Source organism: Methylosoma difficile, assembly GCF_054657615.1.
In genome coordinates this window covers 1,027,751-1,051,694 of the sequence record NZ_BAAHYJ010000001.1, presented here as the reverse complement: position 1 = coordinate 1,051,694, position 23,944 = coordinate 1,027,751, and the positions used below count along the sequence as shown (strand labels likewise).

Sequence of the window (23,944 nt, the reverse complement as noted above, 5' to 3'; positions counted from 1 at the left end):
TGCACGCAGAAGATACCCATAAATACATTGGACTAAGACTTATTGAAGGCATAGATGAATAGTAAAGATTGCTTGGTAAGTAATAACACCTGAAATTACTTTTTAATTACAAAACAATAGCAGGTACTAAAAATACCTCGATCAATATCCAAAGGGCTTAAATCATGTTTACCGATCATTTACTGGCTTCACTATGGCTTGCCATTATTTGTTTACCGCTGATTTCTGCCAGTTGCTGTTACTTTTTGCAGCGGTGGCGCATAGCCGGTTGGCTAATCGGCGGCGGTTTGGTGACAAGTATTTTGGCTTGGCTGGGAATTGTGTTTGTGCAAAGCCAAGGCGCGGGGCTGCCGTTGTTTTACATCACACCGCTGAAAGCGAGTGTGTTGGTGTTGATCCAGTTCATTGCCTTTATCGTGCTGCGTTATGCCCAAGCAAACTTCAGCGGTGATCCCGATAACCAACGTTTTCTCCGTTGGTTAATGCTGACGGTTTTTTCGGTGATGGTAACAGTAAGCAGTGATAACTTGCTGGTCTTTTGGCTTTCTTGGTTGGGCATCAGTTTAAGCCTGCACCAGCTTTTGATGTTTTATCCCAATCGCCCCAGAGCGGCTTTGGCAGCGCATAAAAAGTTTATTTTAGCTAGGGTAGCCGAACTATTACTTGCCCTCTCGTTTGGCCTGCTTTACTTGGCGCACGGTAGCCTGTCCATCAGCGCTATTTTGTCTCACTACCCAAGCGCGTATTTTGGCTGGCAGCAACAATGTGCGGCAGTGTTGTTGGCGATGGTGGCGTTAATTAAGTGCGCGCAATTGCCTTTGCATGGCTGGTTGATTCAGGTTGTGGAAGCGCCTACACCGGTGTCCAGCTTGTTACATGCTGGCGTCATCAACATGGGCGGCTATTTATTGATCTTATTTGCTCCCATTTTCGACCAGTCTGGGTCAGCAAAATGGTTGGTGCTAGTGGTGGCTGGGCTTTCTACGGTGTTAGCGGCACTCATTATGATGACTAGAGTCAGCGTGAAAGTCCGGTTGGCTTGGTCGACTACCGCGCAAATGGGGCTAATGTTGTCAGAATGTGCATTGGGGCTTTATCAACTGGCGTTGCTGCATTTATTGGCGCATTCATTTTACAAAGCCCATGCGTTCCTTAATTCTGGCGATGAGGTCAATATTTTTCTGAGAAGGGAGCTGACCGACATCCAACTACCCAGCCTGAAAGCATGGATCATGTCAATTTTCACCAGCGTGATTCTAGTGACTTTAATCGTCATATTAGTTGGCGGGGCAAACCACCCATTAAGTCCGTGGCTGCTGGTCGGCATGGCGGTTGCCCAAACATTGGCCTTTTATTTTAACGAGCCAACTGAAGGCTTCATGACCAATGGCTTAATCAAAGCCTTGCTCTTGCTAGGCGGCTACACGGTCGCTAAAACCGCCAGCGGATTTTTAGTCGCCGATATACCTTTTAACTATAACCTTGCCGCCGACATTTGGATGGGATTGCTATTTCTTAGTTTATTTAGCGTTTATCAGACATTGCAATATCACCCATCTAACCCGATGGCACGCCGTCTGTTTATCGCGCTAAACGCAGGCTTATACCTTGATGAATGGGTGACTAGCATGACTTTGAAGTGTTGGCCGCTGCATTTGCCCAGAACGAAAACACCTGTGGGTTCTTTACCAACGGAGGCTTTATAAATGTTTCAGGAAATTAGCCAAGACACCCTTGCTGAGCAATTGCAGCAAGCAGTCAAACAAGCTTGTCAGCGTATTGCCCCTAGCTGGCCTTTGGATAAAGCCATTGCGGTCAATCCTTGGTGGCAATTGCGCCACCAACCAATGGTGGATGTCGCCACCAATATGGCTGCCTTGGGGCGGATTAACTGTCTGATGCCACCTGCTTATTACCAAGGATTGTGGCAACAACAGACCATACAACCGGAACACCTAACCGCTGCGGCGGCGGAATTTGGCAGTGATGCAGGACATGCGGAGTTATTGGCGCAGCTGGACATATCCCAGCCAAACGACCATTGGATCAATGTCAGCGATTGGTTGGACGCACATCCAGAGAACCGCCATAAAATCGCTTGGCACGATGAAATAACGCATCAAATCAGCCAGTTTTGTGCCCTATATTGCCAATATCCACAGTGGATGCAAAACACGGGCGATGCCGACAATGATTTTTACAGCAACTGGTTGGCGGTGATACGTCAGGATCGTGGCGTAGAAATATTAACGGCGGAAACCCACTTGCATCGGTTGTTTTTGGCATTGCCCGAAACGGCTGACCAAGTTTTTGAAAACGCCTATGCGGCACTTTGCCCAGCTGGAACTAGCCCTGAGCTGTTCGCCGATTATTGCTACGCGCTGTTGCTGGACATTCACGGCTGGGCTTCTTGGACGGCTTATCTCACTTGGCAAGCGAATTTTAACGCCCAAAGCAACGCCATTCCTGAACAATTGCTGGCGGTGAGATTGGCGTGGGATTGGGTCGTTTGGCAACATACGAAAGCGGAGCATCCGGAAACTTACGAGCTGCTGAAAGAGCAATTTTGCAAGCAATTCAGCCATCTTGAAACATTGCGTAACCAATGGCGTCAAGCCCAACAGCATGTCTGGATTTGGCAGCGGGCGTTGGAGTTGTCTTTCCAAATGCCGCTACAGCAAAAATTGCTGAACTATAACGACAATGAAAAAGTAACGCCCAAGCTGCAAGCTTTCTTTTGTATTGATGTACGCTCCGAACCGTTTAGGAGAGCCTTGGAAGCCCAAGATTTCGCCATCCAAACGTTTGGTTTTGCGGGCTTTTTTGGTTTACCCATCGACTATGCGCCAATTGGCAGCGGTTTTGTCAGGCCGCAATTGCCCGGTTTGTTAAACGCGTCAATCCGGGCCGTACCGATTAACACCAATACCCCGATTGGCAATGCCGTCAATAAAATAAAAGGCCAAGTTTTTTGGCAGAAAGTCGGTGATGCCAGCGCTTCGAGCTTGGGATTGGTGGAAGCCAAAGGATTATGGAAAGCATTCGATTTACTGAAAAACAGCTTGTTTCCGCCACCCCCGCTACACGGCATCAACCAAATCAGCCATGATGGGGATTGGCAACTACGCCGTCATGACAGCCCGTTAAGCGTTGCCGAGCAAGCCGAGTTGGTGGCAGGCATCTTGGGAGCTATGGGGCTGACCGAAAGTTTTGCCGAAACCGTTCTGCTTGCGGGTCATGGCAGTTGTTCCGCCAATAATCCACAAGCCGCAGGTTTAGACTGTGGCGCGTGTGGCGGTCAAACGGGTGAAATCAACGTTAAAGTGTTGGCGCAACTGCTTAACGATGTGTCAGTAAGAGAGGCGTTAAGCCAACAAGGTATTGATATTCCACAGCAAACGCGCTTCATAGCCTGCCTGCATAACACCACCACCGATGCCATAACGTGCTTCGGTCAAGCCGATTATAGCCAGCACGAATGGCATGATTGGCTAGTAAAAGCCAGTCAATTGGCGCGTGAAAATAGGCTGGCTAGCTTGCGGACAGGCATGGAAACCGAGATGACGCAGGAAAAGTTTTATCTCCAAAAGTCCCACAATTGGGGACAAGTACGTCCGGAGTGGGGGCTGGCGAATAATGCCGCATTTATCGTCGCACCCAGAACCCGCACCAGAAATATTGACCTTGAAGGCAGGAGTTTTTTACATGATTACCAATGGCAGACGGATAAGGATTTTAAAATCCTAGAGCTAATCATGACCGCGCCGATGGTAGTCACCAATTGGATTAACCTCCAATACTATGCCTCAGTGACTGACAACCTTAAATATGGCAGCGGAAACAAGCTATTGCACAATGTTGTCGGCGGCAATATCGGGGTTTTTGAAGGTAACGGCGGCGACTTACGCATCGGTTTGTCATTGCAATCGCTGCATGATGGCAAAGATTGGCGGCATCAACCCATACGGCTTGGCGTTTATATCGCCGCACCTAGGGAAGCCATGGCTAACATTATCGAAAAACACGCGGCAATTGCGGATTTAATCAATAACCAATGGCTATTTTTGTTCCAACTGGACGACAGTAACCAAAGTATTTGGCAATTTGCACAAGGCCAATGGCGAATGACGGCGAAAAAAGCAGCGTAAGCACACAGAATGGGGATTACTCATGGTAAACCGATTTCAGGATACAACATTCGCCTTACTGACGTTACACGGCAAAGAACAAGCCATAGCACCCGTGCTATGGGAAAAGTTAAACGTAACAATCGTGCATACCGATGCCTATGACACCGATTCCCTAGGGACTTTCAGTGGTGAAATCGAACGTCGCTTAAGCCCTATCGATTGTGCAAAGAAAAAAGCGGAATTGGCTTGCTCCCTGACGGGGATGCCAATCGGCTTGGGTAGCGAGGGCAGTTTCAGTCCGGGGTATTTCGGCCTGATGACTTTCAATGAAGAATTGCTGGCTTGTGTCAACACGGAAGAACAGTGGGTCGTGGTTGGGCGATCTTACCAACCGTGTGCTGTACGGGAACAACACTGCCAAAATGCTGACGAACTAGCGGCGTTCATCAGCAAAACGCCTTTAAACCAGGGGCTTATACTCAAAGCCCAAGGACATATCGGCAAAGGATTGGTGGGTGAGTCGGCAATCCATGAACAACTGTATCAGTGGTTCGGAAATACGTTACCGTGGCCGATGACCATCAGTTACGATCTCCGCGCCCACCATTGCCCGGAGCGTCGTGAACGTATCGCTCAGGCGGCGGAGAATTTGGCAGAACGCTTATTAAGTGCCTGCCCCAACTGTGAGCGACTTGGTTTTTGGCCCGATGAAGTCCGGTTTGGCTTACCCTGCAAATGGTGCAGTAGTCCTACCAATGCTATTATTGGGCGAGTAGCACTATGCCAACATTGCCAGTTTCAAGAAGTATTTAGTGTTGCAGAAGCGTTTGCAGAGCCATCCGATTGCCCGAGATGTAATCCGTAATTTCTGTTTTTCGCATTTTTTTATTGGTCAGATCCTATGAGGAACAATGATGGAATTAGCGCATTTGGTTTACGTCAGCAGCGCCTGCTACGACATGTCCGACAAGGATTTACTGGAAATTTTGGATACCGCCAGAAATTTCAACAAAGATCGTGAGATAACCGGCCTGTTGTTGTATCGCGATGGCTTCTTTATCCAAGTTTTGGAAGGCGATTACGAAACCATTGGCTGGTTATTTGAACGCATTAGCGAAGACAAACGCCACACCGGTGCCCTTAAGCTTTACCACGAACTGATTGACAAGCGTAAATATGGGAAATGGGCCATGGGATTTGTGTCACCCGACTTTATGAAACTAAAAGAAGTAGAAGGCTTTTCGGACTTTATGGAAGCAGAAAACATCAGCCTTTCGCGCGAAGCGTCAAAAAAAGTTAAAGATTATATTGAATATGTTTTAGAGCAGTTCAGGCAACCGGTAGCGCCCGAATAAACCAGACATTGACGAAGGGCATCGCTTAAGCATCCGCAGACCGTTCATTACAAAACGCGTCAACCCGTTTCTTAAGCACGCAGCGCTAGCCTCATTATGTAGGCTCTTCCCTGTCTATTTATCGGCAAACTGCTGGCTCTCCTAACCTGCTTCCAAACCCCCGTTTTTTTATGAGACCGGCATCATGAGCGAGCAAGCCCCTTTTCAGCGCTTAAAACAGCTGATCCAATTAGAACGTGAAGACATCACCACCTTGCTGGCTTACGGCCTGGGCATCGGCGTGATGTCGCTGGCAACTCCGGTTGCCGTGCAATCGCTGGTCAACACCATTGCTTTTGGCACTTTACTACAACCGTTACTGGTGTTGACGCTGGTATTGCTGGTGTTGGCTGGCTTCAGCAACATGCTGGTTGGCTTGCAATTTTATGTGGTCGATATGCTGCAACGCCGCCTGTTTGTGCGCGTGTTTGGCAACGTGGCAGCGCGTTTGCGGCAAGCCGCCTTTAACAGCCGCGACCACCATGACTTGCCCGAATTGACGAACCGTTTTTTGGATGTGGTCACCCTGCAAAAAACCGCGTCGGTATTGCTGCTAGAAACCTTGGGTTATGTGCTGCAAACCTTAATTGGCATGATTTTGCTGGCGTTTTATCATCCGTTGTTACTGGCGTTTGACTTATTTTTGATTACCGCCCTCGCGGTGATTTTGTTCGTCATGGGTCGCAACGGCTTAACGACCGCCATCGAACAATCTAAAGCCAAATACGCCGCCTTGGCTTGGCTGGAAAGCATTGCCGCCCATGCGGTGCTGGGCAAATCAGCAAGCGATGATGCCTATATCCATGCACAAAGTGAACGTATTGCCGAAAGCTATTTAAACGCCAGCAACCAGCACTTTCGGGTTTTGGCGCGGCAAAACACCGGCGCGTTGGTGTTGCACACCTTGGCGAACACCTTATTGTTGGGCATGGGCGGTTGGATGGTGATTGAACACCAACTCAGCTTAGGGCAATTGATTGCCGCCGAGCTGGTGGTCGGCGCGATGATTTACGGCCTGACCCGCTTAGGCAAAACTTTGGACAATTATTACGAACTGCTGACCAGCTTGGACAAAATCGCCCATGTGGTGGATTTGCCGCAAGAAGCACAGCTCGGCGCCGCGCCAAACCCAAGTGCCAATGCCTATCACGTTGACGTAGTCGGCCTGGCCTTGCCGGATAGCGCCTATACCGACAGCTTGCGGCGTATTGACTTATCGTTGCCCGCAGGCGACAGCCTCGCCATCAGCGAAGGCGCAGATCGCGGCACCTTATTGGAAGTCTTGTTCGGCCTACGCTCACCCAGCGCAGGTTATGTGAACATCAACGGACAAGATTTGCGCGACCTGAATTTGCGGCAATTGCGCGACACCATTGCCTTCGTGCGCGATGCGGAAATCTTGCCCGCATCGGTCATCGACAATGTGGCAATCGGGCGAGAAATCGAACTGGCGGCAATTCGCCAAACTTTGTCGCAAGTCGGCTTGCTGCAAACCGTGTTGAATTTGCCCGAAGGCTTACAAACCGAACTCGCCAGCAACGGCGCACCGCTGTCACCCGAACAAGCCTTGCGCCTGACCTTGGCACGGGCATTGGTACAGCAACCGCGCTTGTTATTGCTGGATGGTGTATTAGATAAACTGGATAACCGTGCCTTGCCTTTGGTTTTAGATAGCTTGTTCGTTAACAAACCAAGCTGGACATTGCTGGTAACCAGCCAAAACCCACAAGTGATCGCGCGTTGCACACAGCAAATGCAGATAGTCGATGGCGAACTCCGTAGGATGGGCTGATGACAGGAAGCCCATCACGGTGCGTGTAAATCGATGGGCTTCGTAGCCTCAGCCCATCCTACGCCCATTAGCTGGTTACCAAGCTCTGGCTTGGTAACCCACGTTTCCGAAGCTCTAGCTTCGAGAACAAAGGAAGCCGGAGCTTCCTAACCCGCATTCCCAAGCCATAGCTTGTGAACGAGAAAATCATGAACCAAAACCACGAACCAGAACAGTTAAAAACCTTAGCCCAAGCCGCCACCTCGGAAATCGCGCACCGCATCGCCCGCTGGTTGGCGGTGATGTTTGTGGTGCTGATGGTGGCCTTGGCGTTTACCCCGTGGCAGCAAAACGTGCGCGGGGTTGGTCGTGTGGTCGCTTATGCGCCCGCCGAACGCCAGCAAATCATCAGCGCCCAAGTGGAAGGCCGGATTGCCAATTGGCGGGTTAAAGAAGGCGCAAAAGTTAAAAAAGGCGACGTATTGGCGGAATTGGTCGATAACGACCCGTTATTTTTGCAGCGGGTCAGCAGCGAATTGCAAAGCTACCAAGCCAAGCAAACCGCCACCGACAGCCGCGTGGAAACTTTCCGCCAGCAATTGCAAATGGCAGAACAAGCCAGACCGCAAGCCTTGTCCGCCGCCGACTCGCGCATCGCCATGGCAAAACAACGCCGCAACGCCGCCGCGCAAGCCGTAAATGCCGCCAGCGCCGCCCAGCAAACCGCGCAATTGAACTTAGCACGGCAACAACATTTGCAAGGTAAAGGCTTAGCCTCCAAACGCACCTGGGAATTGGCGCAATTGGATGCCGCGCAACGCAATGCCGATGCCGAACGCGCCCAAGCGACTTTGTCAGCGGCTAGCAGCGAAGTCGATGCCATCAACGCCGATCGGCAAAAGTTGGCTGCCGACACCATCGGCAGCATCGAAAAGACCCGTGCCGATTTGCAAAAAGCCATTGAAGACCAAAACAGCGTGCGTGGCGAAGTGCTGAAATTGCAAACCCGTTTGGCGCGCCAGCAAACCCAAACCGTCATCGCCCCGCGTGATGGTTCGGTATTGCGTTTGCTCGCCAACCCCGGCGCAGAAATGGTCAAACCGGGCCAGCCCTTGGCGATTTTAGTGCCAGACACCGACGAACGCGCCGTGGAATTATGGGTAGACGGCAACGACTTGCCGTTAATCGTCACCGAAACCCACACGCGCTTGCAGTTTGAAGGCTATCCGGCAATCCAGTTTGGCGGCTGGCCAGAATTTTCGGCAGGTTCGTTCGGTGGCAAAGTGGCTTTGATTGATGCCACGGATGATGGCAAAGGCCATTTCCGCATCGTCATCGTCCCCGAACCCAACGACATCCCCTGGCCCGAAGCCCGTTTCTTGCGCCAAGGCGTTCGCACCAACGGCTGGGTATTGTTAGGACAGGTCACCTTAGGCTACGAATTATGGCGGGTATTCAACGGCTTCCCGCAATTGGTCTTGCCCGAACCGACGCTGATGCAACAAGGTAAAGACAGCAAAACCAGCGATTACAGCAGCGATAAAGAAGACAAAAAGTAGGGTGGGCAGGCTTTTTTGCCCACCAATACATCGTTCCCACACTCTGCGTCACTGCCATTTAAGTTAAGGATTTATTATTGTTTTTCAATAGGATAACTATAGGATGTGCCGACGATAGGAGGCGCATCAATCGCGTAAAAACTCGACAGATGCGCTTCGTTCCTCAGCACATCCTATTTTGCTCACGGATTTTTCCGTTCGTCCTGAGCTTGTCGAAGGATGAACGGAAAAATCCGTAAGCAAAGACTTAAACCATTCATGCTTCGACAAGCTCAGCACGAACGGTTTAAGTCTCTGGTTCATATAATTTTTTCCTTAACTTAATGACAGTGACGCTCTGCGTGGGAATGCTGCCCGTGACACTCCAGCGTCACCTTACGCAACGCAAGAGCGTTGCAGGATGCGTTACCACGCAGAGCGTGGAACGATAAATGTAAAGGTACGCACAGCGTACCCTACGATTGATTTAACAAAACAAAATGAAAACAACCGCCATATTTATCATCATCTTGGCCTTATCGCCCACCATCCATGCTGCACCCGCCTTGGCTTTGGACGAAGTCGTCAACGCCGCCTTGCAAGCGTTCCCCAGCTTGCTGGCGACCGAGCAGCGCAAAGCCGTTGCCGAAGGTGAAACCCAAGCGGCAGAAGGCGGTTTTGATACGCAAATGAAAATCCGCAACAACTTTTCCGTTGCGGGCATTTACGAAAACCAAAACCACGATGTCAGCTTTGAACAACCCACGGCTTTAGCGGGTGCGACTTTCTTCGGCGGTTGGCGGCGCGGTACGGGCGATTACCCGATTTACGAAGGCAAAAGTTTGACGGCGAATGATGGCGAATGGCGCGTCGGTGTCAACATTCCACTCTGGCGCAACCGCGACATCGACCGCCGCCGCGCCAGTTTGCAACAAGCCGAATTGGCGCAATTGATTGCCGATCACGATTACGACCAAGCCTTGTTGGAAGTGCGCCGCATCGCCACGCACCGCTACTGGGATTGGGTTTTGGCAGGGCAACGCCTGCAAACTGCCGAACGCTTGTTGCAAATCGCCGAACAACGCGATTCAGGCATACGCCAACGGGTAGCAGCGGGCGACATCCCTGAATTTGAAGCGCTCGACAACCAACGCGCCATCCTCGAACGCCGCGAGCGTAAAGTCGCCGCGCAACGCATCTTGGAACAAAGCGCGATCCAATTGTCGCTGTATTGGCGGGGTGGCGATGGCGAACCGCGAATGCCTAAGGCCGAACAATTGCCGTCCGGCTTTCCGGTTAACGAGCCGCAAAAGCTGTTGGATTTTGAGCAAGCCTTGCAAACCGCGCAAGCGCATCGCCCCGAACTGCAACGTTTAGGTGTGCAAAGCCAGCAAACCCAAACCGAGCTGGATTTCCAACAAAACCAACGCGCACCGGGCGTGGATTTGTCGGTGATGGGCGCACAAGACATGGGCGCGGGCAAAACTTCGCTCAACCGCGACGAGCTATATGTGGGCTTGAATGTGGATATTCCCTTGCAACGGCGGGTTGCATCAGGCCGCGCCCAAGTCGCCAGCGCCAACCTGCAACGCCTGAAATGGGAACGGCAACTCGCCGAAAACCGCATTGCCGCCGACGTGCAAGACGTGTTTTCCGCACTGACCGCCGCCCGTCAGCGTGTCGCCCTTAGTGGACAACAGCAACAAGCGGCGCAGCAATTGGAACAAGGCGAACGCGAACGCTTTGAATTAGGCGAAAGCACGGTGTTGTTCGTCAACCTGCGCGAAATCGCCCACGGCGACGCCGCCTTAATGGCAGCCGAAGCAACCAACACGTTATTTAAAGCCCACGCCGATTACCAAGCGGCATTAGCAATAAACATCCATCAACCCCCTTAAACAGGCGGAGGTTTTATGAAAGCAGCATGGCCCAGTTGGGCAACACCAATCTTCATCTGCAAAACCGTGGCAATCGTAGCCTTAATGGTTTACATCATCCACGCCCCCATCGAATTCTTCCATCACATCATGGAAGTCTTGCACATCGTCTACGAAAGCATCGCCTTCGTGATAGAAGAATTCTTGCACCACGTCTTCCACTTGAACAAATTCCAAAGCCAATTGATTGTCTTTTACGGCAGCTGGACGATCGGTTTATTCGTTATTTACCGCTTATGGAAAGCCATGCCGTCGTTTTGGCAACGGCAACAAGACCGTTTCTACGTGCATTATTTGCGTTTGAAAATAGTCGCCACCGGCTTTTGGGGACGGGCGAACTGGATAGACCGGATCAAATTGATGTTGATACAAATGGGCTTGATGGCTGGGGCGTTTATGTTTGTTTTGGGGTGATGAAAGACCGGAATACCCAGCAGGATATTTCGGCACAGACGGACGGGCGGCTGCTTAGGTGTTAGCGCTTTGTAGCAACCAAACCGTTTCCTTAGCGGCGATCTCCCTTAAACCACCCACCACCGCCATCCGCTCAAGCGCTTCCAGTAAGTAAGTGGCGGCATAATGTTCTGCCACCTCGTTGTCGCTAATGGAAAACGGCGGCCCTTCCAGTTGCTGTTGGTCGTATTCATAAGTCACCAGCAGCTGCGGCGCACACTGGCTGATCGCCATCAGATGCGCCGTATAGAGCTTGCGCATCCCGACCGGCAAAGCCACCAGCGCGGCGCGGTCGTAGATTGCGCTGACTTCACCCAGCACGTCCGCGGACAGTTCAAAAATATCACCGACAAAAATGTCGATAGCATCGGCGCTATAGCGGGTCAATTTTCCAAGCGGAGAAATTGTCGGCGTTAAGCCAAGCCCGTCAAACAACTCCTTAATGGCAATGTCACTCAACTCCACGCCCGCCACACGGTAACCGTTGGCAAGCAACCAGGCAAAATCGCGCGTTTTGCCACATAAAGGCAAGAACACACGGCGACCTTGCGGTAGTTTCAATTGTTGAAAATGCGCCACCAACAACGGATTTGCTTCGCTTTGATGAAAAGCAATCTCGCCACGCGCCCATTTTTGATGCCAAAAACTGGCTTCCATAACAACCCCTTAACGTTTGCAAACGCCAATATCGGCGGACAGGCACAATAAAAAACCGTGTGCAGCAAAAAGCTACCGCCATTACATCATAGATAAGCTTAAGTTATCCGACGAATCCTTAAAACGCATCAGCCTCCAAGGCGGGATAGCTGTGCAAGCTGGTCGTGGATTTAGTGGGAATTCGAATGGCGTGCTTTGAAATATCAAAAAACCGAAAAGGTAATATTTCACATTTAATTGGCTGGTTTTGTGATAAAAACCTACAAAACCCATAAACAGATGATTTGAGTTTTTTAGGAAAGGCTAAATTGTTTAAATTTATTGATTTAATAGGTTTTTATTTTTAATTACGTTAGACAAACCAATGACTCACTGTTTTAAGTCAATTAGGGGGTCTACTTTACGCTGGGCATACTAATCATGGAAACATATCTCATAAATTACATTAACAAAGTAGTTCTTTTTCGTGTCGAGCCTGATTTCGTCAAAGATTGTTTATCATTGTTACAAACTCACGAAACAGCAAGGGGTATTTACGGACTGCTTGTAGCCGTTGATAGTTTGGGCTGCTGGGTTGCCAATGAAAAATGGGAAACCATAAATGCTAAAACTAATATAAAAAGTCAGCACAATACCCATATTCTTATCCCTTGGCGTTCTTTAGTTTCTGTTGCCGTTTTCCCTGAGCGAGTATTTGATGGTTTTGCAGAGGAAAAAGATGCTCGCAGCATTGGTTTTCACGCTCAACTTTAGCTCGTAGGTTAGGGTGAACTTGTGTCCCCAACAACTGAAACACATCCTTTTGCGTTGGGGTTCGTTCCTCACCCCAACCTACAGCACTACGCTTGAAAAAATGTCCATGCCCCGATTCCTTGTGATAGTTGTTTGGCCTATCATGCGTGAAATAAGAGATGTTCGTCTAAATTTCCTTAAGTTGATGCCTATGGGGGTGAACGTGTGAACCCCAACAACTAACCCTCCCCTTTTGCGTTGGGGTTTGTTCCTCCCAAATCTACACTACTGGCTGGTTTAGCTAGATTATTTCCTGCTAATACCCTTCATTCAATACCAATTAAACAAAGATGGGTAACATGAAAAAAAATATTATTGCGATCATTTTAATTCTATTACCAGCGACGATGGCGATGGCGGCGCAATTACCAGATTTTCCTTTCTTATTCTCGGTAGGATTGGCTACAAAAGAAGTCCCACCTGATCTGGCGATAATCACTTTTGATGTTGAAGCTTTTGATGAGAATCCGGAAAAATCTCTCGAGACAGTGAAAAAAAGAAGTACTGAACTGTTAGATTTATTCAAAAATCTGGAGATTTCAACAAAAGATATTGAAACATATGAAATTGACAAGAAAGCAGTTCGCCAAGAAAAAGATTATGTAGAATTAAAAATATTGGGTTACGAAGTTAAACAAAGTTTTTCAATCAAACTTCATGGGCTTTCTCGATACAGCTCATTGATAGAAAAATTATTAAAATACAGAAATGTATCTAATATCAACGTCCAATTCGATGTATCCCAGCGCAAAGAGCTTGAAACAACGCTGATTGCAGATGCTTGCCTTAACGCAAAACTGCAAGCCGAAAATATGGCTAATGGTATTGGAACAAAACTGGGTTCAGTATTTGCTATATCAGACCGAGGTTTTAATGAATTGGAAGATCAATTTGGTATGAACAATACTCGCGAGATAATCGATAGTATGTTCAAAAAGTCGATGATGACAACAAATTCAGGCGAGATAACTTTTATTCCTAGTACTATCAAAATCGGAAAAAAAGTAAATGTCATTTTCAAACTTGAAACAAAGTAACTCTCGGCAACAAACGCGGTAAGATGTAATCCGTAGGGCGCAATAACCAACGGGCATTGCGCCGCATGATTCTTCAACAAAAATTCGCAAACCACATCCTATTGGCGTATCAAAAATGGCGTAATACGCTCCGCTATTAAACTCTACATATTGCCCCACACACATAAGCTATTGATGCACAAAGCGCATCAATGCTAAACAGAACAATTTGTTCAGTACTACCCAAATCCCTAAGCCCCATTTTCATGGCTAGCAAAAGGTATCTCAATAACCACATGCAAACCGCCTTCAAGTCGGTTATGGGCGCGGATTTGTCCGCCATGGGCGGTGATGGCGCTGTGGGCGATAGTTAAGCCCAAGCCGATACTGTCACTTTTGGCTTGTTGCGGGTTGCGGAAAAAGGCTTGGAAGATCAAGGCCAAATGTGCTTCATCAACGCCAGGGCCATCATCGTCGATATGGATTGAAAGCCGTGCGGCTGCCCTGTCAAAACTGGCGTTTAAGGTGACTTCGCCGCCGGCTTTGCAATGCTGCACGGCATTGCGCAAGACATTTTCGACCGCGCGGTGCAGCAATTCGCCGTAGCCTTGCACCGACAAATTGTCGATACCGAGGTAATTAATGCAGACGTGCTTACGTTCCGCTTCAAAACGGGCGTCATTGACAATGTCTGCGAACAGTTCAGCAAGCTCAATTTCATCTTTGCTTTCTTTCAGTACGCCCGCTTCCAAACGCGACAACACCAGCAATTCGCCCACCAAATCGCTGATGCGCTGGGAATCGCGTTCGATACGCGCCAAGGTATTGGCAATTTTATCGGGTTGCTGTTGCGCCAGGCCAATCGCCAATTGCATACGCGCCAACGGCGAGCGCAATTCATGCGAGACATCGTGCAGCAAGCGTTGTTGGGCGGTGATTAATCCGCCCAGCTGCACCGCCATGTGGTCAAAATCGCGGCCTAAATCGGCCAGTTCATCATTGCGTCCACCCATTGCCGTGGCTATGCGGGTGTCCAATTTGCCGTCCGCCAACGCCGCAAAAGCGTTTTGTAAGGTGCGGATGGGTTTGGCGAAATACCAGGCCAGTACGGCGCTAAACAGAAAGCTGGAGAGTGTGCCGACAATAACCGGCAATAAGGGGTTTGGGCGGCGCAGCAGCTTCGGGCCGTGTTCGAAAGGCGGTTTGAAATCGGGGGGTGGTCCAAAATCTGGCGGTAAGATTGCCGGATTAGGCTGCAAAAAACCACCATGCGCCAGCTCAATGACGGTGCTGACCACAACAACCGTTGTCATCAACGTCAGCCACAAGACAAAGAAGAATTTCCAATACAATCTGCCCATGCTCAGCCCCGAATCAATAGATAGCCCTTGCCGCGCACGGTTTGGATACAAGAACGCCCATCCGCTTGCTGGCCTAGCTTTTGGCGGATGCTGCTGACATGGACATCAATGCTGCGGTCAAAACGCGCCAGCGGTCGACCCAAGGCTTTTTCCGACAATTCATCTTTGCTGACGATGCGTCCGGCATTGTCCGCCAAGGTTTCCAAGATATTAAACTCGGTGCTGGTCAAATCCAAGGCTTTATCGAACCACTGGGCTTTGCGTTGCTCGGGCCAGATTTTTAATGCCCCCGCCGTAATGATATTGCTACCGTTATTTTTGCGGCCTGCGGCGGTGCGGCGCAAAATCGCCCGTATCCGCGCCACCAGCTCGCGCGGCGTGCAGGGCTTGGGGACATAATCATCGGCTCCCAGTTCCAAGCCGATAATGCGGTCAACATCATCGCCTCTGGCGGTGAACATCAAAACGGGAACGCTATTCTCGCGGCGGATTTTCGCCAGAATCTCCGTGCCGCTCATGTCCGGCAACATAATGTCCAAAACCACTAAGTGGTAGTCACCTGATAACGCCAATGCCAAGCCTGCCGCTCCGGTGTGGATGGCTTTGGCAGCAAAGCCATCTTGCACGAGATAGTCGCTAAACATCTCCGCCAATTCCACGTCGTCATCAATAATTAAAATGTTCTTCATAGCTCCAGCCTGAATTTGCCTTATTGGGCATGATAGCGGCGCGACTGGGGCTTGACCAGTTAACAAGCCTGGGCTTTACCTAAATTTACAAATAATTACGGGGCTAAGTTGGTCGATGCCATAGACATTTTGGGAGTGAAAAATCATGATTTTTCACTCCTATTTAATTGCATGCACCCGATTCTTTACGCCAATAAAACCAAAATCCATTTCCCTCCACCATAAACCCTCACCCAGCTTTACCTATCTTTACCTTGCTCCAACCCCTCTTTACACAGCACTTGAGCATACTAAACCCAACTGCATAAAGAGGTGTTTCCGCATGAACCCATCACTTATCCCCCCGTTGCTATTCAGCGCGGTTTGTTTGTCGGCCTGTATGGTCGGGCCGGATTATCAAAAACCCACCACCGCCACGCCCGCACAATGGCAAACACCTGTTGCCAATACCGCAACCGCAAAGCCAGTTGCGCTTAAGCATTGGTGGCAAACCTTTAATGATCCGATCCTGACGTCGCTTATCCAACAAGCGCAAACGGGTAATCGTGATTTGTTCCAAGCCGAAGCGCGGATTCGAGAAGCGCGCGCCAGACGGCAACTAGCGGTTGCCAATTTGCTGCCCACGTCGTCCATCAATGCGTCTGCCAGCCAAAGTGGCAGCAGCGAAGCTGCAAATAATATAAACGTCCCCGGCTTTGATTTAACCAACGACTTGTACAGCAATACCTTAGATGCCAGTTGGGAGTTAGATATTTTTGGCAAACAGCGGCGCTCGTTGGAATCCTCTGCCGCCAGCTTGCAAGCGTCTGAAGAAGACTTGCGCGATGTGCTGGTCAGCCTGTGTGCGGAAGTGGCGTTGAATTATGTCGATGTGCGCGGCTATCAACAGCGGTTGGCGATCACCGAAGCCAATTTGGCGGCACAGCAAGAAACCTTCGACATCACCTATTGGCGTGAACAAGCGGGATTAGTCAGTGGTTTGGATTTGGTGCAAGCCAAACTGACCTTGGAAAACACCCGCGCCAGCTTGCCCAGCTTACGCAGCTCGCTCGAACAGGCCAAACATCGGCTGGCGGCTTTGTTAGGAAAACCGCCAGCGGCCTTGCAAACCCTGCTCGACAAATCCGCCGCCATTCCGGTCGCCACCGCGCAAATCATGACGGGCATCCCCGCCGACGTGTTGCGGCAACGCCCCGATATACGCCGCAGCGAACGCAAATTGGCGGCGCAAACCGCACAAATCGGCGTTGCTGAAGCGGCGCGTTATCCCAGTTTTAATTTGTCCGGTTCGATTGGTGTGGAATCGTTGCTGACCAGCAATTTGTACACCGCCAGCGCGAAAACGTTTCAAATGGCTGCCAGTTCGGCGTGGGTGTTGTTCGATTCCGGTCGCATCCGCAGCAATGTCGCCATCCAAACCGCTTTGCAGGAGCAAGCCTTAGGCGCGTATCAAGCCACGGTGTTGACGGCCTTGCGCGATGTTGAAAACGCCCTGACCGCGTACACGCAAGAACAGCAACGCCGCACGGCTTTGCAAGCGTCGGTACAAGCGGGCATCAGCGCCATGGCCTTGGCGAATGAGCAATACCAAAGCGGCACGGTTGATTTTCAACGCGTGTTGGACAGCCAGCGGTCTTTGCTGAGCGCACAAACCCAATTGGCGACCAGCGAAGCGGAAATTGCCGCCAATGTCGTCCGACTTTACAAAGCCTTAGGTGGCGGCTGGCAAACGGAGCAAGCACATGGCTAAACCTTCCACCACGTTTAATCCTGATGTTTTGGAATTGAATAAGCCCGCAAAATCGGCTTGGCAACGCTATTTTTGGTGGGGAGCAGGCTTGCTGTTGTGCGGTGGCGTTGGGTTGGCGCTGTCTGGCAAATCCGATCCGCGCGTCCATTACTTAACCAAACCTGTAACACTGGGCGATTTGGCGGTCACCGTCAGCGCCACGGGAACGCTGGCGCCGCTGAAAGAAGTCGAAGTCGGCATTGAGGTGTCCGGCACAGTTGAAAGCGTCGCCGCCAGCTATAACGACGTGGTCAAGACCGGACAAGTCTTGGCAAAACTGGACACCACACGCTTGGCGGCACAAGCCTCGCAAGCGCAGGCTGCCTTGGCGTCGGCACAGGCAAAAATCCAACAAACTCAGGCTACGGTTTTGGAAGCCGAGGCGCAAATGGCGCGGCTGCTGCACGTTAAGGAACTCAGTGGCGGTAAAGTGCCGTCGCAATACGATTTAACTACCGCGACCGCCGCATTGGCGCGTGCCAAAGCCGATGCCGCCGCCGCGCAAGCGTCTGCCGAACAGGCAAAGGCAACACTGGCGGTCAACCGCACCGATTTAGGCAAAGCCACGGTCAAGTCGCCCATCAACGGCGTGGTGCTGAAGCGTTCGGTTGAGCCCGGACAAACCGTTGCCGCACAATTTACAGCACCGGTGCTGTTCACCTTGGCGGAAGATTTAACGCAGATGGAATTGCAAGTTGATGTTGATGAAGCCGATGTGGGGCAGGTGCAAGCCGGACAACAGGCCAGCTTTACCGTCGATGCCTATCCTGACCGCCATTTTCCCGCGCAAATCACTCAAGTGCGCTTTGGCTCGGAAACCGTTGATGGCGTAGTGACTTACAAAACCGTGTTGCGGGTCGACAATGCCGAATTGGCGTTACGCCCCGGCATGACAGCGACCGCCACCATCACCGTTAACCAACGCCACGCCGTGCGTTTGGTTGACAACAGCGTGTTGAACTTCATGCCGCCGCCTGAGGCTTCGGAAAAACACGGTAGTTTTATCGACAGCATCTTGCCGCATCCGCCCAAACCTGCAAATACGACTACCCATCCGGCGACCAACAGCCCCAGCCAACCCGTTTGGCGCATCCAAGATGGCAAACTGCAAGCCATGACCATCACCAAAGGCGCAAGCAATGGCTTGGTCACTGAAATTATCGGCGGCGATCTGGCGGTTGGCAGCGAACTGGTATTCGCACAGGAGTCCGCGCAATGAGCAACAACAACGACACCTTACTGAAACTGCAAGCCATTACCAAAGTGTACGGTATGGGCGAAGCGCAAATGTTTGCCTTGCGCGGCATCAGCTTAAACATCAACCAAGGCGAGTTTGTTGCGGTGATGGGGCCGAGCGGGTCGGGCAAAAGCACGTGCATGAATATTCTCGGCTGCATGGATCAGCCCAGCGACGGGCATTACTGGTTCCGTGATGTCAATGTCGGTAACTTGTCGCGCAACCAACGCACGCTGTTACGGCGGCATTTTCTGGGCTTTGTCTTCCAAGGCTTTAACCTGCTGAACCGTACCTCGGCCTTGGAAAATGTCGAACTGCCTTTGCTGTATCGCGGTGTCGATAACAGCACCCGCCGCGACCTCGCCCGTCAAGCCTTGGCGACCGTGGGTTTAAGCGGCTGGGAAACGCATAAATCCAACGAGCTGTCCGGCGGACAACAACAGCGGGTAGCAATCGCCCGCGCCATCGTCACCGAACCGCTGTTGCTGTTGGCGGACGAGCCGACCGGGAATCTCGATTCGCAGCGTAGCGAAGAAATCATGGACTTGTTGGTGCAGCTTAACCGCGAGCGTGGCATCACCGTGGTGATGGTCACTCATGAACCTGACATGGCGGCCTATGCCCAGCGCATTGTGCAATTTCGTGATGGTTTGATTGAGCGTGATGTATCTCATTGAAATATTAGATTTTTGTTAGATAAACCCGGAATCCAAAACAGGTTTTGGATTCCTCCCTAAACCTCGCATTAACCTTGGAGCATCAACATGAAAAAATTGTTTTTCCTTATTTTATGCAGCCTGATGATGGGCAATGCCATTGCCCAAACGCCTGAAGGCGACAGCCCTTCGATAAACCCTTTTGAAGTAAAACAACAGGTCGAACAAATGGCAAAAGACCTGAAATTGACCGACAGCCAAACCGAACAGTTTGAAAATGTGTTTAAAAACCAATTTATTAAACACCGTGTCGGCCCCAATACACTCACCGATGAAGCCCGTGCATCGTTGAAAAGCTTGCTGTCCGACCAGCAACTTTTGCAGCTCGATGGCTGGCTGGCGAACGCTAAAAAAACACCGGAATAACCAATCGCTGTGGCGTAGAAAAGCCCGTTTTTTAGGCCACAACTCCCTCATCAACATTGGATAAAGCCATGCTCAATAAAATAATTATCTTAATGATCGCCGCCACTTTAGTCGGTTGCGCGGAAATGACCAACCCCTCCATCAGTGCAAGCACCGAATCCTTGTTAGTACAGCCGGTAGCGTGTTGCGAACGCGTCCCTAGCGACATTGCCGCATTGCAAGAGGCCAAGCCGACCACCTTAAACCGAGTCGGCCTGGTGTTTAAATCCATATCGCCGCCCGGCATTGTCGCTGGTTTGCTATTAAGTGACTACGGCAACCGCTGGGACATCATATCCGGTGATTTGGGCGACAAGATTGACGCACGCATTGTGGAATTACAGAAAACTTGCCCCGCCGCGAAAGCCACGGCGGATCAGGCGAGTACGCCTTAATATTGCCAAAGTAGGATGGGCTGACGCTAGGAAGCCCATCATCGGGTAACGCAAAATTGATGGGCTTCCTTACGTCAGCCCATCCTACATCCCCATTAATCAACACTAAACCATGATAATCAACCTACTCACCAGCGCCCTACCCATCGCCATTCGGGAAATGCAGCGCAATCTGCTGCGCTCGGTGCTGACCATGCTCGGCATCATCATCGGCGTGGCGGCGGTGATTGTGCTGATGACATTGGGCAGCGGCACTACCCGCCATGTCACCGAACAAATCGCCAGCTTGGGCAGTAATTTGTTGATGATAAGCACGGGCAAAAGCATGGGGCCGATGCAATCCTCGACTGCGCCCAAATTCAAACTGGCGGATGCCGAAGCCATTGCCCGTGAAGTGACCAGCTTAGTCGCCGTTGCCCCGCAAGCCTCAAGCAACGTCACAGCCATTTTTGCCAACCAAAATTGGCAAACCAATATTACGGGCAGCAGCGAGCGCTATTTTTCCGTCAACAATCGCCAATTAGCTGCCGGACGGGTTTTTACCGTCAGTGAAGTGCGTTCGGGCGCAATGGTCTGCGTCATTGGCGAAACCTTGCGCGGCAAATTGTTCGGCACTAGCAACCCGATTGGCGCACGGATGCGCTTGCAAAAACTGTCCTGCGAAGTGATTGGTTTGTTGAAAGCCAAAGGCCAGTCGAGCATGGGCAGCGATCAGGACGACGTGGTGGTTTTGCCACTACGTACTTTCCAGCGGCGCATTGCTGGCAACGATGACGTGGCGATGATTCAAGTCTCCGCCAAAGACGGCGTGACCACCAACGAAGTCAAACAAAGCATCCAGCAAGTGCTGCGTCGCCAACGGCATTTGTCCGCTGCTGATGAAGATGATTTTAATGTTGTCGATATGAAGGAAATTGCGGGAATCTTATCCGGCACCACGCAATTGATGACCAGCTTGCTGAGTGCGGTGGCAGGCATCAGCTTGTTGGTCGGCGGGGTCGGCATTATGAACATCATGCTGGTGTCGGTGACCGAACGCACCCGCGAAATCGGCATACGCTTGGCGATTGGCGCGTTGGAGCGGGAAATTCTGGCACAATTTTTGGTGGAAGCGGTGGTGTTGTCTGCCACAGGCGGGCTGATTGGTATTGTTTTGGCGGTCGCCATTGCGGGTGTTTTGGCGAGTGTTTTGCAGATTCCGCTCACCTTTAGCCCACTGGTGATCCTCAGTGCGTTTATCTTTTCGGCAACGGTTGGCGTGGTGTTTGGCTACATGCCCGCGCGTAAAGCGGCGCGGTTAAATCCGATTGAGGCGTTGCGGCATGAGTAACCGCCAGCTTGGCTGAAAAGGCCAAGCTGGCGGTAAGGCCTATTGACCGCAGCCTATGCCGACATCCCAAACATCAATGCCGGTTTGCAGCATTTTAACGGTGGCACCATTGGCTGAAATTTGCCGGATTTCATTGCCTCGGGTGGGATTGCTGGCGGAATCTTGCCACAAGGAAATCACTTGGCCTTTCGGCAGCACACAAGGCGAGTGGTTAAAATGGGTATTGCCATTAACCAAAACGGGCACTGTTGTACCGGCATTCAATACCGCCAACTGCCGGTCAGTTTCGGTGGCAACGGTAAAAATGATGCCATCGTTAAGCCCGTAGTCCGGATGCAGCAAGTTAACGCCGGCTACTTGCAAGACAGTATGGAAGTCTTTGCCGCTGTTGCTGACTTCACACAAGCCAACATTGCTGCGTCCGCCATTGCCGCATTCAAAAATGACTTTATCGCCTTTTGAAGAGTAGACCGGCATCCGGTGGTATTGGTAAGGGGAATTGCCAGTCAACAGAACCGGATCACCCCAAGTATTGTCAGCCCCTAGCTTAACCAACCATAAATCCAAAGCATGGGGACCGCCCGCTTGTGGGAAAACGACAATCTTTCCGGTTGAGTTAATGGTGCTTTTTTCATCCGCCGCCCTGGCAACCAAGCCATTGGCTTGGCGGATAATACGGGCGCTGCTCAAGTTGCTGGGCATGACAACCAAACAGGCCAAACCAGCACAATCAGGATCAAAGCGTTCAGAATTAAAAACCAGCCACGCGCCGTTAAATGACACGTTAATGCGGTCATCATTGCCCGCCTGGGTTGCCAAGCCATTGATTTTGTTGGTGACATTAATGATCGTGCCGTTAGTTGCCGTTCCGGTCATATAAACATGACCGTTATCCAACGAATAAACCACTTTAGGTGAAGGGATGACAACGGCCTGCCCGTTCGACGAGGCCAAGTTGCGGGTTTTTGCACCGGACGATTTGTCGAAGGTGATCCAAACGCCGTAAGCCATTTTGGGGTAGCCCAAGAAGGGTTCGCTGTCGGTGTTGTTGACAAAAACCGTGGTCAAATCGCTGCCGACAAACCCCGCCGAACCCCAAGCGAGTTTTTTATCAAACGTTGGGCTGGTGGTTAAGCCGTACTGGATCGACTGGTAAGCCCATTCCCAATCACAGGGCATTAAGGTAGGTGCGCAACCCAAGCCCTGCGTGGAATTCTTGCCTCGGCTATCTGACCAGCTACTACCCAAAATGCTGTTTTTATAAGCTTTGTTTTCAACTAAACCCATTTCATAAGCGCCCGCCACCAGCAGGTTATAACGCGAACCAGTATTCGGCACATCCCATTGCCAAGGTGAATTGGTCGTGACACCACCCCCTACCGGTTGGGCGGCAAACAGATATTTATCACCCCATTCCACACCGGTTACATTGCCAATGGCGCCATTGTCAAAATCCATTTGCCCATAGGGGCCGCGGACATCGGCATAAACCGTGTTGACGGGGACGGCAGAAAAGTCATATTCCACATTCCAAAGCGGATAATCGACACCATTGGTGAACGTCCATGTCATTTTGACAGGAATATCATATTTCTTATGGGTGGCAAGGGTGACAGGCACAACCGCGTCATTCGCCATCGGCGTCAGCGTTCCCCAATGCGGATAATTGAGCGTATATTGATGCACCGCCTTTATAGTATCCGCAGAAACGGCCGTCCCAACACCTGTAAAGGTTTTGCTTAACGGCGAATCATCTTGACCGTGCTTTTTGGCAATCGAGCTGCTTGTGCCATTAGAAAATTGGCGGTACAGCTCGTGCGAAACAAAGTAACCAAAACCACCATCCGATTTGGCAGACGCGTTGACCTGCACCGCCGTACCATCGGCAGCCTGATAAGTAAATTGCCAAGCATAACCACCGCAATTGGTACCCGCCGCATCATGGCAAACCAAAGACGCGCTGCGCGGTTTGCCGGAACTGTCGCGCCACGTGTACCGCAGCACATTTTTACCATTAACCGTACCGACTTCAGCTTTGACTTTGCCTGTGGCATCTAAGGTGGGGGGAAGCAAATCCGCCGCTTGCGCAACCGCACCGAGCGAAGACATAAAAAGGCCAAGCCATAACAACCGTGAACTTATCTGCATTTGGGATACCTGTCAGTATAAAAAATACCAACAAAGTACCATTTAAGCTCATTGGGCGCAAGCGTCTTCACCTACCAACCACTCAGCAAAAACAAAATAAAAACATATTTTTCATTAACTTAAAAAATAAAAAATACACTAGCAACTTAAAAATTGTGAAACCGCATCATACAGGCAAGCAAATGG

General features: G+C 50.8%; 20 protein-coding genes. 16 read left to right on the top strand and 4 right to left on the bottom strand.

Annotation, left to right across the window (positions count from 1 at the left end; all coding sequences use genetic code 11):
• The first annotated feature begins 164 nt into the window (after window positions 1–164).
• The 8 genes from ACYQ1O_RS05125 to ACYQ1O_RS05090 all read left to right on the top strand — a co-directional run bounded on the left by ACYQ1O_RS05125 (window position 165) and on the right by ACYQ1O_RS05090 (window position 11,184).
• Entirely contained in the window at window positions 165–1,706 is a 1,542-nt protein-coding gene (locus ACYQ1O_RS05125) for an NADH-quinone oxidoreductase subunit L (protein WP_459990553.1), read from the top strand.
• On the top strand, window positions 1,707–4,148 hold the full coding sequence (locus ACYQ1O_RS05120) for a YbcC family protein (protein ID WP_459990552.1): 2,442 nt from the start codon (window positions 1,707–1,709) through the stop codon (window positions 4,146–4,148).
• A 22-nt stretch (window positions 4,149–4,170) separates the two neighbouring features.
• Entirely contained in the window at window positions 4,171–4,995 is an 825-nt protein-coding gene (locus ACYQ1O_RS05115) for a DUF6671 family protein (RefSeq protein WP_459990551.1), read from the top strand.
• A gap of 46 nt (window positions 4,996–5,041) precedes the next feature.
• On the top strand, window positions 5,042–5,485 hold the full coding sequence (locus tag ACYQ1O_RS05110) for a BLUF domain-containing protein (protein WP_459990550.1): 444 nt from the start codon (window positions 5,042–5,044) through the stop codon (window positions 5,483–5,485).
• 184 nt (window positions 5,486–5,669) lie between these two features.
• Complete coding sequence (locus ACYQ1O_RS05105; protein ID WP_459990549.1) at window positions 5,670–7,316, top strand: ATP-binding cassette domain-containing protein; 1,647 nt, start codon at window positions 5,670–5,672, stop codon at window positions 7,314–7,316.
• A 188-nt stretch (window positions 7,317–7,504) separates the two neighbouring features.
• Window positions 7,505–8,854 carry an HlyD family secretion protein gene (locus ACYQ1O_RS05100; RefSeq protein ID WP_459990548.1) on the top strand — a complete coding sequence of 450 codons (1,350 nt, stop codon included), beginning with the start codon at window positions 7,505–7,507 and terminating at the stop codon, window positions 8,852–8,854.
• Window positions 8,855–9,333: 479 nt separating this feature from the next.
• Window positions 9,334–10,731, top strand: coding sequence for a TolC family protein (locus ACYQ1O_RS05095; protein ID WP_459990547.1), 1,398 nt, complete (start codon window positions 9,334–9,336; stop codon window positions 10,729–10,731).
• A 15-nt stretch (window positions 10,732–10,746) separates the two neighbouring features.
• Window positions 10,747–11,184: a hypothetical protein gene (locus ACYQ1O_RS05090; RefSeq protein ID WP_459990546.1), complete on the top strand. Its 438-nt coding sequence runs from the start codon at window positions 10,747–10,749 to the stop codon at window positions 11,182–11,184.
• 54 nt (window positions 11,185–11,238) lie between these two features.
• On the opposite strand, the gene tmpT is transcribed toward ACYQ1O_RS05090, so the two are convergent.
• Complete coding sequence (gene tmpT / locus ACYQ1O_RS05085) at window positions 11,239–11,880, bottom strand: thiopurine S-methyltransferase (protein WP_459990545.1); 642 nt, start codon at window positions 11,878–11,880, stop codon at window positions 11,239–11,241.
• A gap of 420 nt (window positions 11,881–12,300) precedes the next feature.
• On the opposite strand from tmpT, the gene ACYQ1O_RS05080 reads away from it, so the two are divergent.
• Complete coding sequence (locus ACYQ1O_RS05080; protein WP_459990544.1) at window positions 12,301–12,633, top strand: hypothetical protein; 333 nt, start codon at window positions 12,301–12,303, stop codon at window positions 12,631–12,633.
• A 338-nt stretch (window positions 12,634–12,971) separates the two neighbouring features.
• Window positions 12,972–13,709: an SIMPL domain-containing protein gene (locus tag ACYQ1O_RS05075; protein ID WP_459990543.1), complete on the top strand. Its 738-nt coding sequence runs from the start codon at window positions 12,972–12,974 to the stop codon at window positions 13,707–13,709.
• A 230-nt stretch (window positions 13,710–13,939) separates the two neighbouring features.
• Here ACYQ1O_RS05075 and ACYQ1O_RS05070 read toward each other — a convergent pair whose 3' ends face one another.
• Both ACYQ1O_RS05070 and ACYQ1O_RS05065 read right to left on the bottom strand, forming a co-directional pair.
• Window positions 13,940–15,049 (bottom strand): ATP-binding protein, encoded by a 1,110-nt coding sequence (locus ACYQ1O_RS05070; RefSeq protein WP_459990542.1) that lies wholly within the window; start codon window positions 15,047–15,049, stop codon window positions 13,940–13,942.
• Window positions 15,050–15,051: 2 nt separating this feature from the next.
• Entirely contained in the window at window positions 15,052–15,738 is a 687-nt protein-coding gene (locus ACYQ1O_RS05065) for a response regulator transcription factor (protein WP_459990541.1), read from the bottom strand.
• Window positions 15,739–16,060: 322 nt separating this feature from the next.
• Between ACYQ1O_RS05065 and ACYQ1O_RS05060 the strand changes: the two genes are divergently transcribed.
• The 6 genes from ACYQ1O_RS05060 to ACYQ1O_RS05035 all read left to right on the top strand — a co-directional run bounded on the left by ACYQ1O_RS05060 (window position 16,061) and on the right by ACYQ1O_RS05035 (window position 21,610).
• On the top strand, window positions 16,061–17,488 hold the full coding sequence (locus ACYQ1O_RS05060) for an efflux transporter outer membrane subunit (protein ID WP_459990540.1): 1,428 nt from the start codon (window positions 16,061–16,063) through the stop codon (window positions 17,486–17,488).
• Window positions 17,481–18,746, top strand: a complete 1,266-nt coding sequence (locus ACYQ1O_RS05055; protein ID WP_459990539.1) for an efflux RND transporter periplasmic adaptor subunit — start codon at window positions 17,481–17,483, stop codon at window positions 18,744–18,746. The genes ACYQ1O_RS05060 and ACYQ1O_RS05055 overlap by 8 nt, the downstream gene beginning before the upstream one ends.
• Window positions 18,743–19,441 (top strand): ABC transporter ATP-binding protein, encoded by a 699-nt coding sequence (locus ACYQ1O_RS05050; RefSeq protein ID WP_459990538.1) that lies wholly within the window; start codon window positions 18,743–18,745, stop codon window positions 19,439–19,441. Before ACYQ1O_RS05055 ends, ACYQ1O_RS05050 begins: the two co-directional genes overlap by 4 nt.
• A gap of 87 nt (window positions 19,442–19,528) precedes the next feature.
• On the top strand, window positions 19,529–19,846 hold the full coding sequence (locus tag ACYQ1O_RS05045) for a hypothetical protein (RefSeq protein ID WP_459990537.1): 318 nt from the start codon (window positions 19,529–19,531) through the stop codon (window positions 19,844–19,846).
• 68 nt (window positions 19,847–19,914) lie between these two features.
• The gene (locus ACYQ1O_RS05040; RefSeq protein ID WP_459990536.1) at window positions 19,915–20,280 is read left to right on the top strand and encodes a hypothetical protein; all 366 of its coding nucleotides are present in this window, start codon (window positions 19,915–19,917) and stop codon (window positions 20,278–20,280) included.
• Window positions 20,281–20,392: 112 nt separating this feature from the next.
• Window positions 20,393–21,610, top strand: a complete 1,218-nt coding sequence (locus ACYQ1O_RS05035; protein ID WP_459990535.1) for an ABC transporter permease — start codon at window positions 20,393–20,395, stop codon at window positions 21,608–21,610.
• A 39-nt stretch (window positions 21,611–21,649) separates the two neighbouring features.
• On the opposite strand, the gene ACYQ1O_RS05030 is transcribed toward ACYQ1O_RS05035, so the two are convergent.
• Window positions 21,650–23,719, bottom strand: a complete 2,070-nt coding sequence (locus ACYQ1O_RS05030; RefSeq protein ID WP_459990534.1) for a hypothetical protein — start codon at window positions 23,717–23,719, stop codon at window positions 21,650–21,652.
• Between the last annotated feature and the right edge of the window lie 225 nt (window positions 23,720–23,944).

Coding starts and splice junctions, on each gene's coding strand:
- ACYQ1O_RS05125 (WP_459990553.1), top strand. CDS start 165: ATGTTTACCGATCATTTACTGGCTTCACTATGGCTTGCCATTATTTGT.
- ACYQ1O_RS05120 (WP_459990552.1), top strand. CDS start 1,707: ATGTTTCAGGAAATTAGCCAAGACACCCTTGCTGAGCAATTGCAGCAA.
- ACYQ1O_RS05115 (WP_459990551.1), top strand. CDS start 4,171: ATGGTAAACCGATTTCAGGATACAACATTCGCCTTACTGACGTTACAC.
- ACYQ1O_RS05110 (WP_459990550.1), top strand. CDS start 5,042: ATGATGGAATTAGCGCATTTGGTTTACGTCAGCAGCGCCTGCTACGAC.
- ACYQ1O_RS05105 (WP_459990549.1), top strand. CDS start 5,670: ATGAGCGAGCAAGCCCCTTTTCAGCGCTTAAAACAGCTGATCCAATTA.
- ACYQ1O_RS05100 (WP_459990548.1), top strand. CDS start 7,505: ATGAACCAAAACCACGAACCAGAACAGTTAAAAACCTTAGCCCAAGCC.
- ACYQ1O_RS05095 (WP_459990547.1), top strand. CDS start 9,334: ATGAAAACAACCGCCATATTTATCATCATCTTGGCCTTATCGCCCACC.
- ACYQ1O_RS05090 (WP_459990546.1), top strand. CDS start 10,747: ATGAAAGCAGCATGGCCCAGTTGGGCAACACCAATCTTCATCTGCAAA.
- tmpT (WP_459990545.1), bottom strand. CDS start 11,880: ATGGAAGCCAGTTTTTGGCATCAAAAATGGGCGCGTGGCGAGATTGCT.
- ACYQ1O_RS05080 (WP_459990544.1), top strand. CDS start 12,301: ATGGAAACATATCTCATAAATTACATTAACAAAGTAGTTCTTTTTCGT.
- ACYQ1O_RS05075 (WP_459990543.1), top strand. CDS start 12,972: ATGAAAAAAAATATTATTGCGATCATTTTAATTCTATTACCAGCGACG.
- ACYQ1O_RS05070 (WP_459990542.1), bottom strand. CDS start 15,049: ATGGGCAGATTGTATTGGAAATTCTTCTTTGTCTTGTGGCTGACGTTG.
- ACYQ1O_RS05065 (WP_459990541.1), bottom strand. CDS start 15,738: ATGAAGAACATTTTAATTATTGATGACGACGTGGAATTGGCGGAGATG.
- ACYQ1O_RS05060 (WP_459990540.1), top strand. CDS start 16,061: ATGAACCCATCACTTATCCCCCCGTTGCTATTCAGCGCGGTTTGTTTG.
- ACYQ1O_RS05055 (WP_459990539.1), top strand. CDS start 17,481: ATGGCTAAACCTTCCACCACGTTTAATCCTGATGTTTTGGAATTGAAT.
- ACYQ1O_RS05050 (WP_459990538.1), top strand. CDS start 18,743: ATGAGCAACAACAACGACACCTTACTGAAACTGCAAGCCATTACCAAA.
- ACYQ1O_RS05045 (WP_459990537.1), top strand. CDS start 19,529: ATGAAAAAATTGTTTTTCCTTATTTTATGCAGCCTGATGATGGGCAAT.
- ACYQ1O_RS05040 (WP_459990536.1), top strand. CDS start 19,915: ATGCTCAATAAAATAATTATCTTAATGATCGCCGCCACTTTAGTCGGT.
- ACYQ1O_RS05035 (WP_459990535.1), top strand. CDS start 20,393: ATGATAATCAACCTACTCACCAGCGCCCTACCCATCGCCATTCGGGAA.
- ACYQ1O_RS05030 (WP_459990534.1), bottom strand. CDS start 23,719: ATGTCTTCGCTCGGTGCGGTTGCGCAAGCGGCGGATTTGCTTCCCCCC.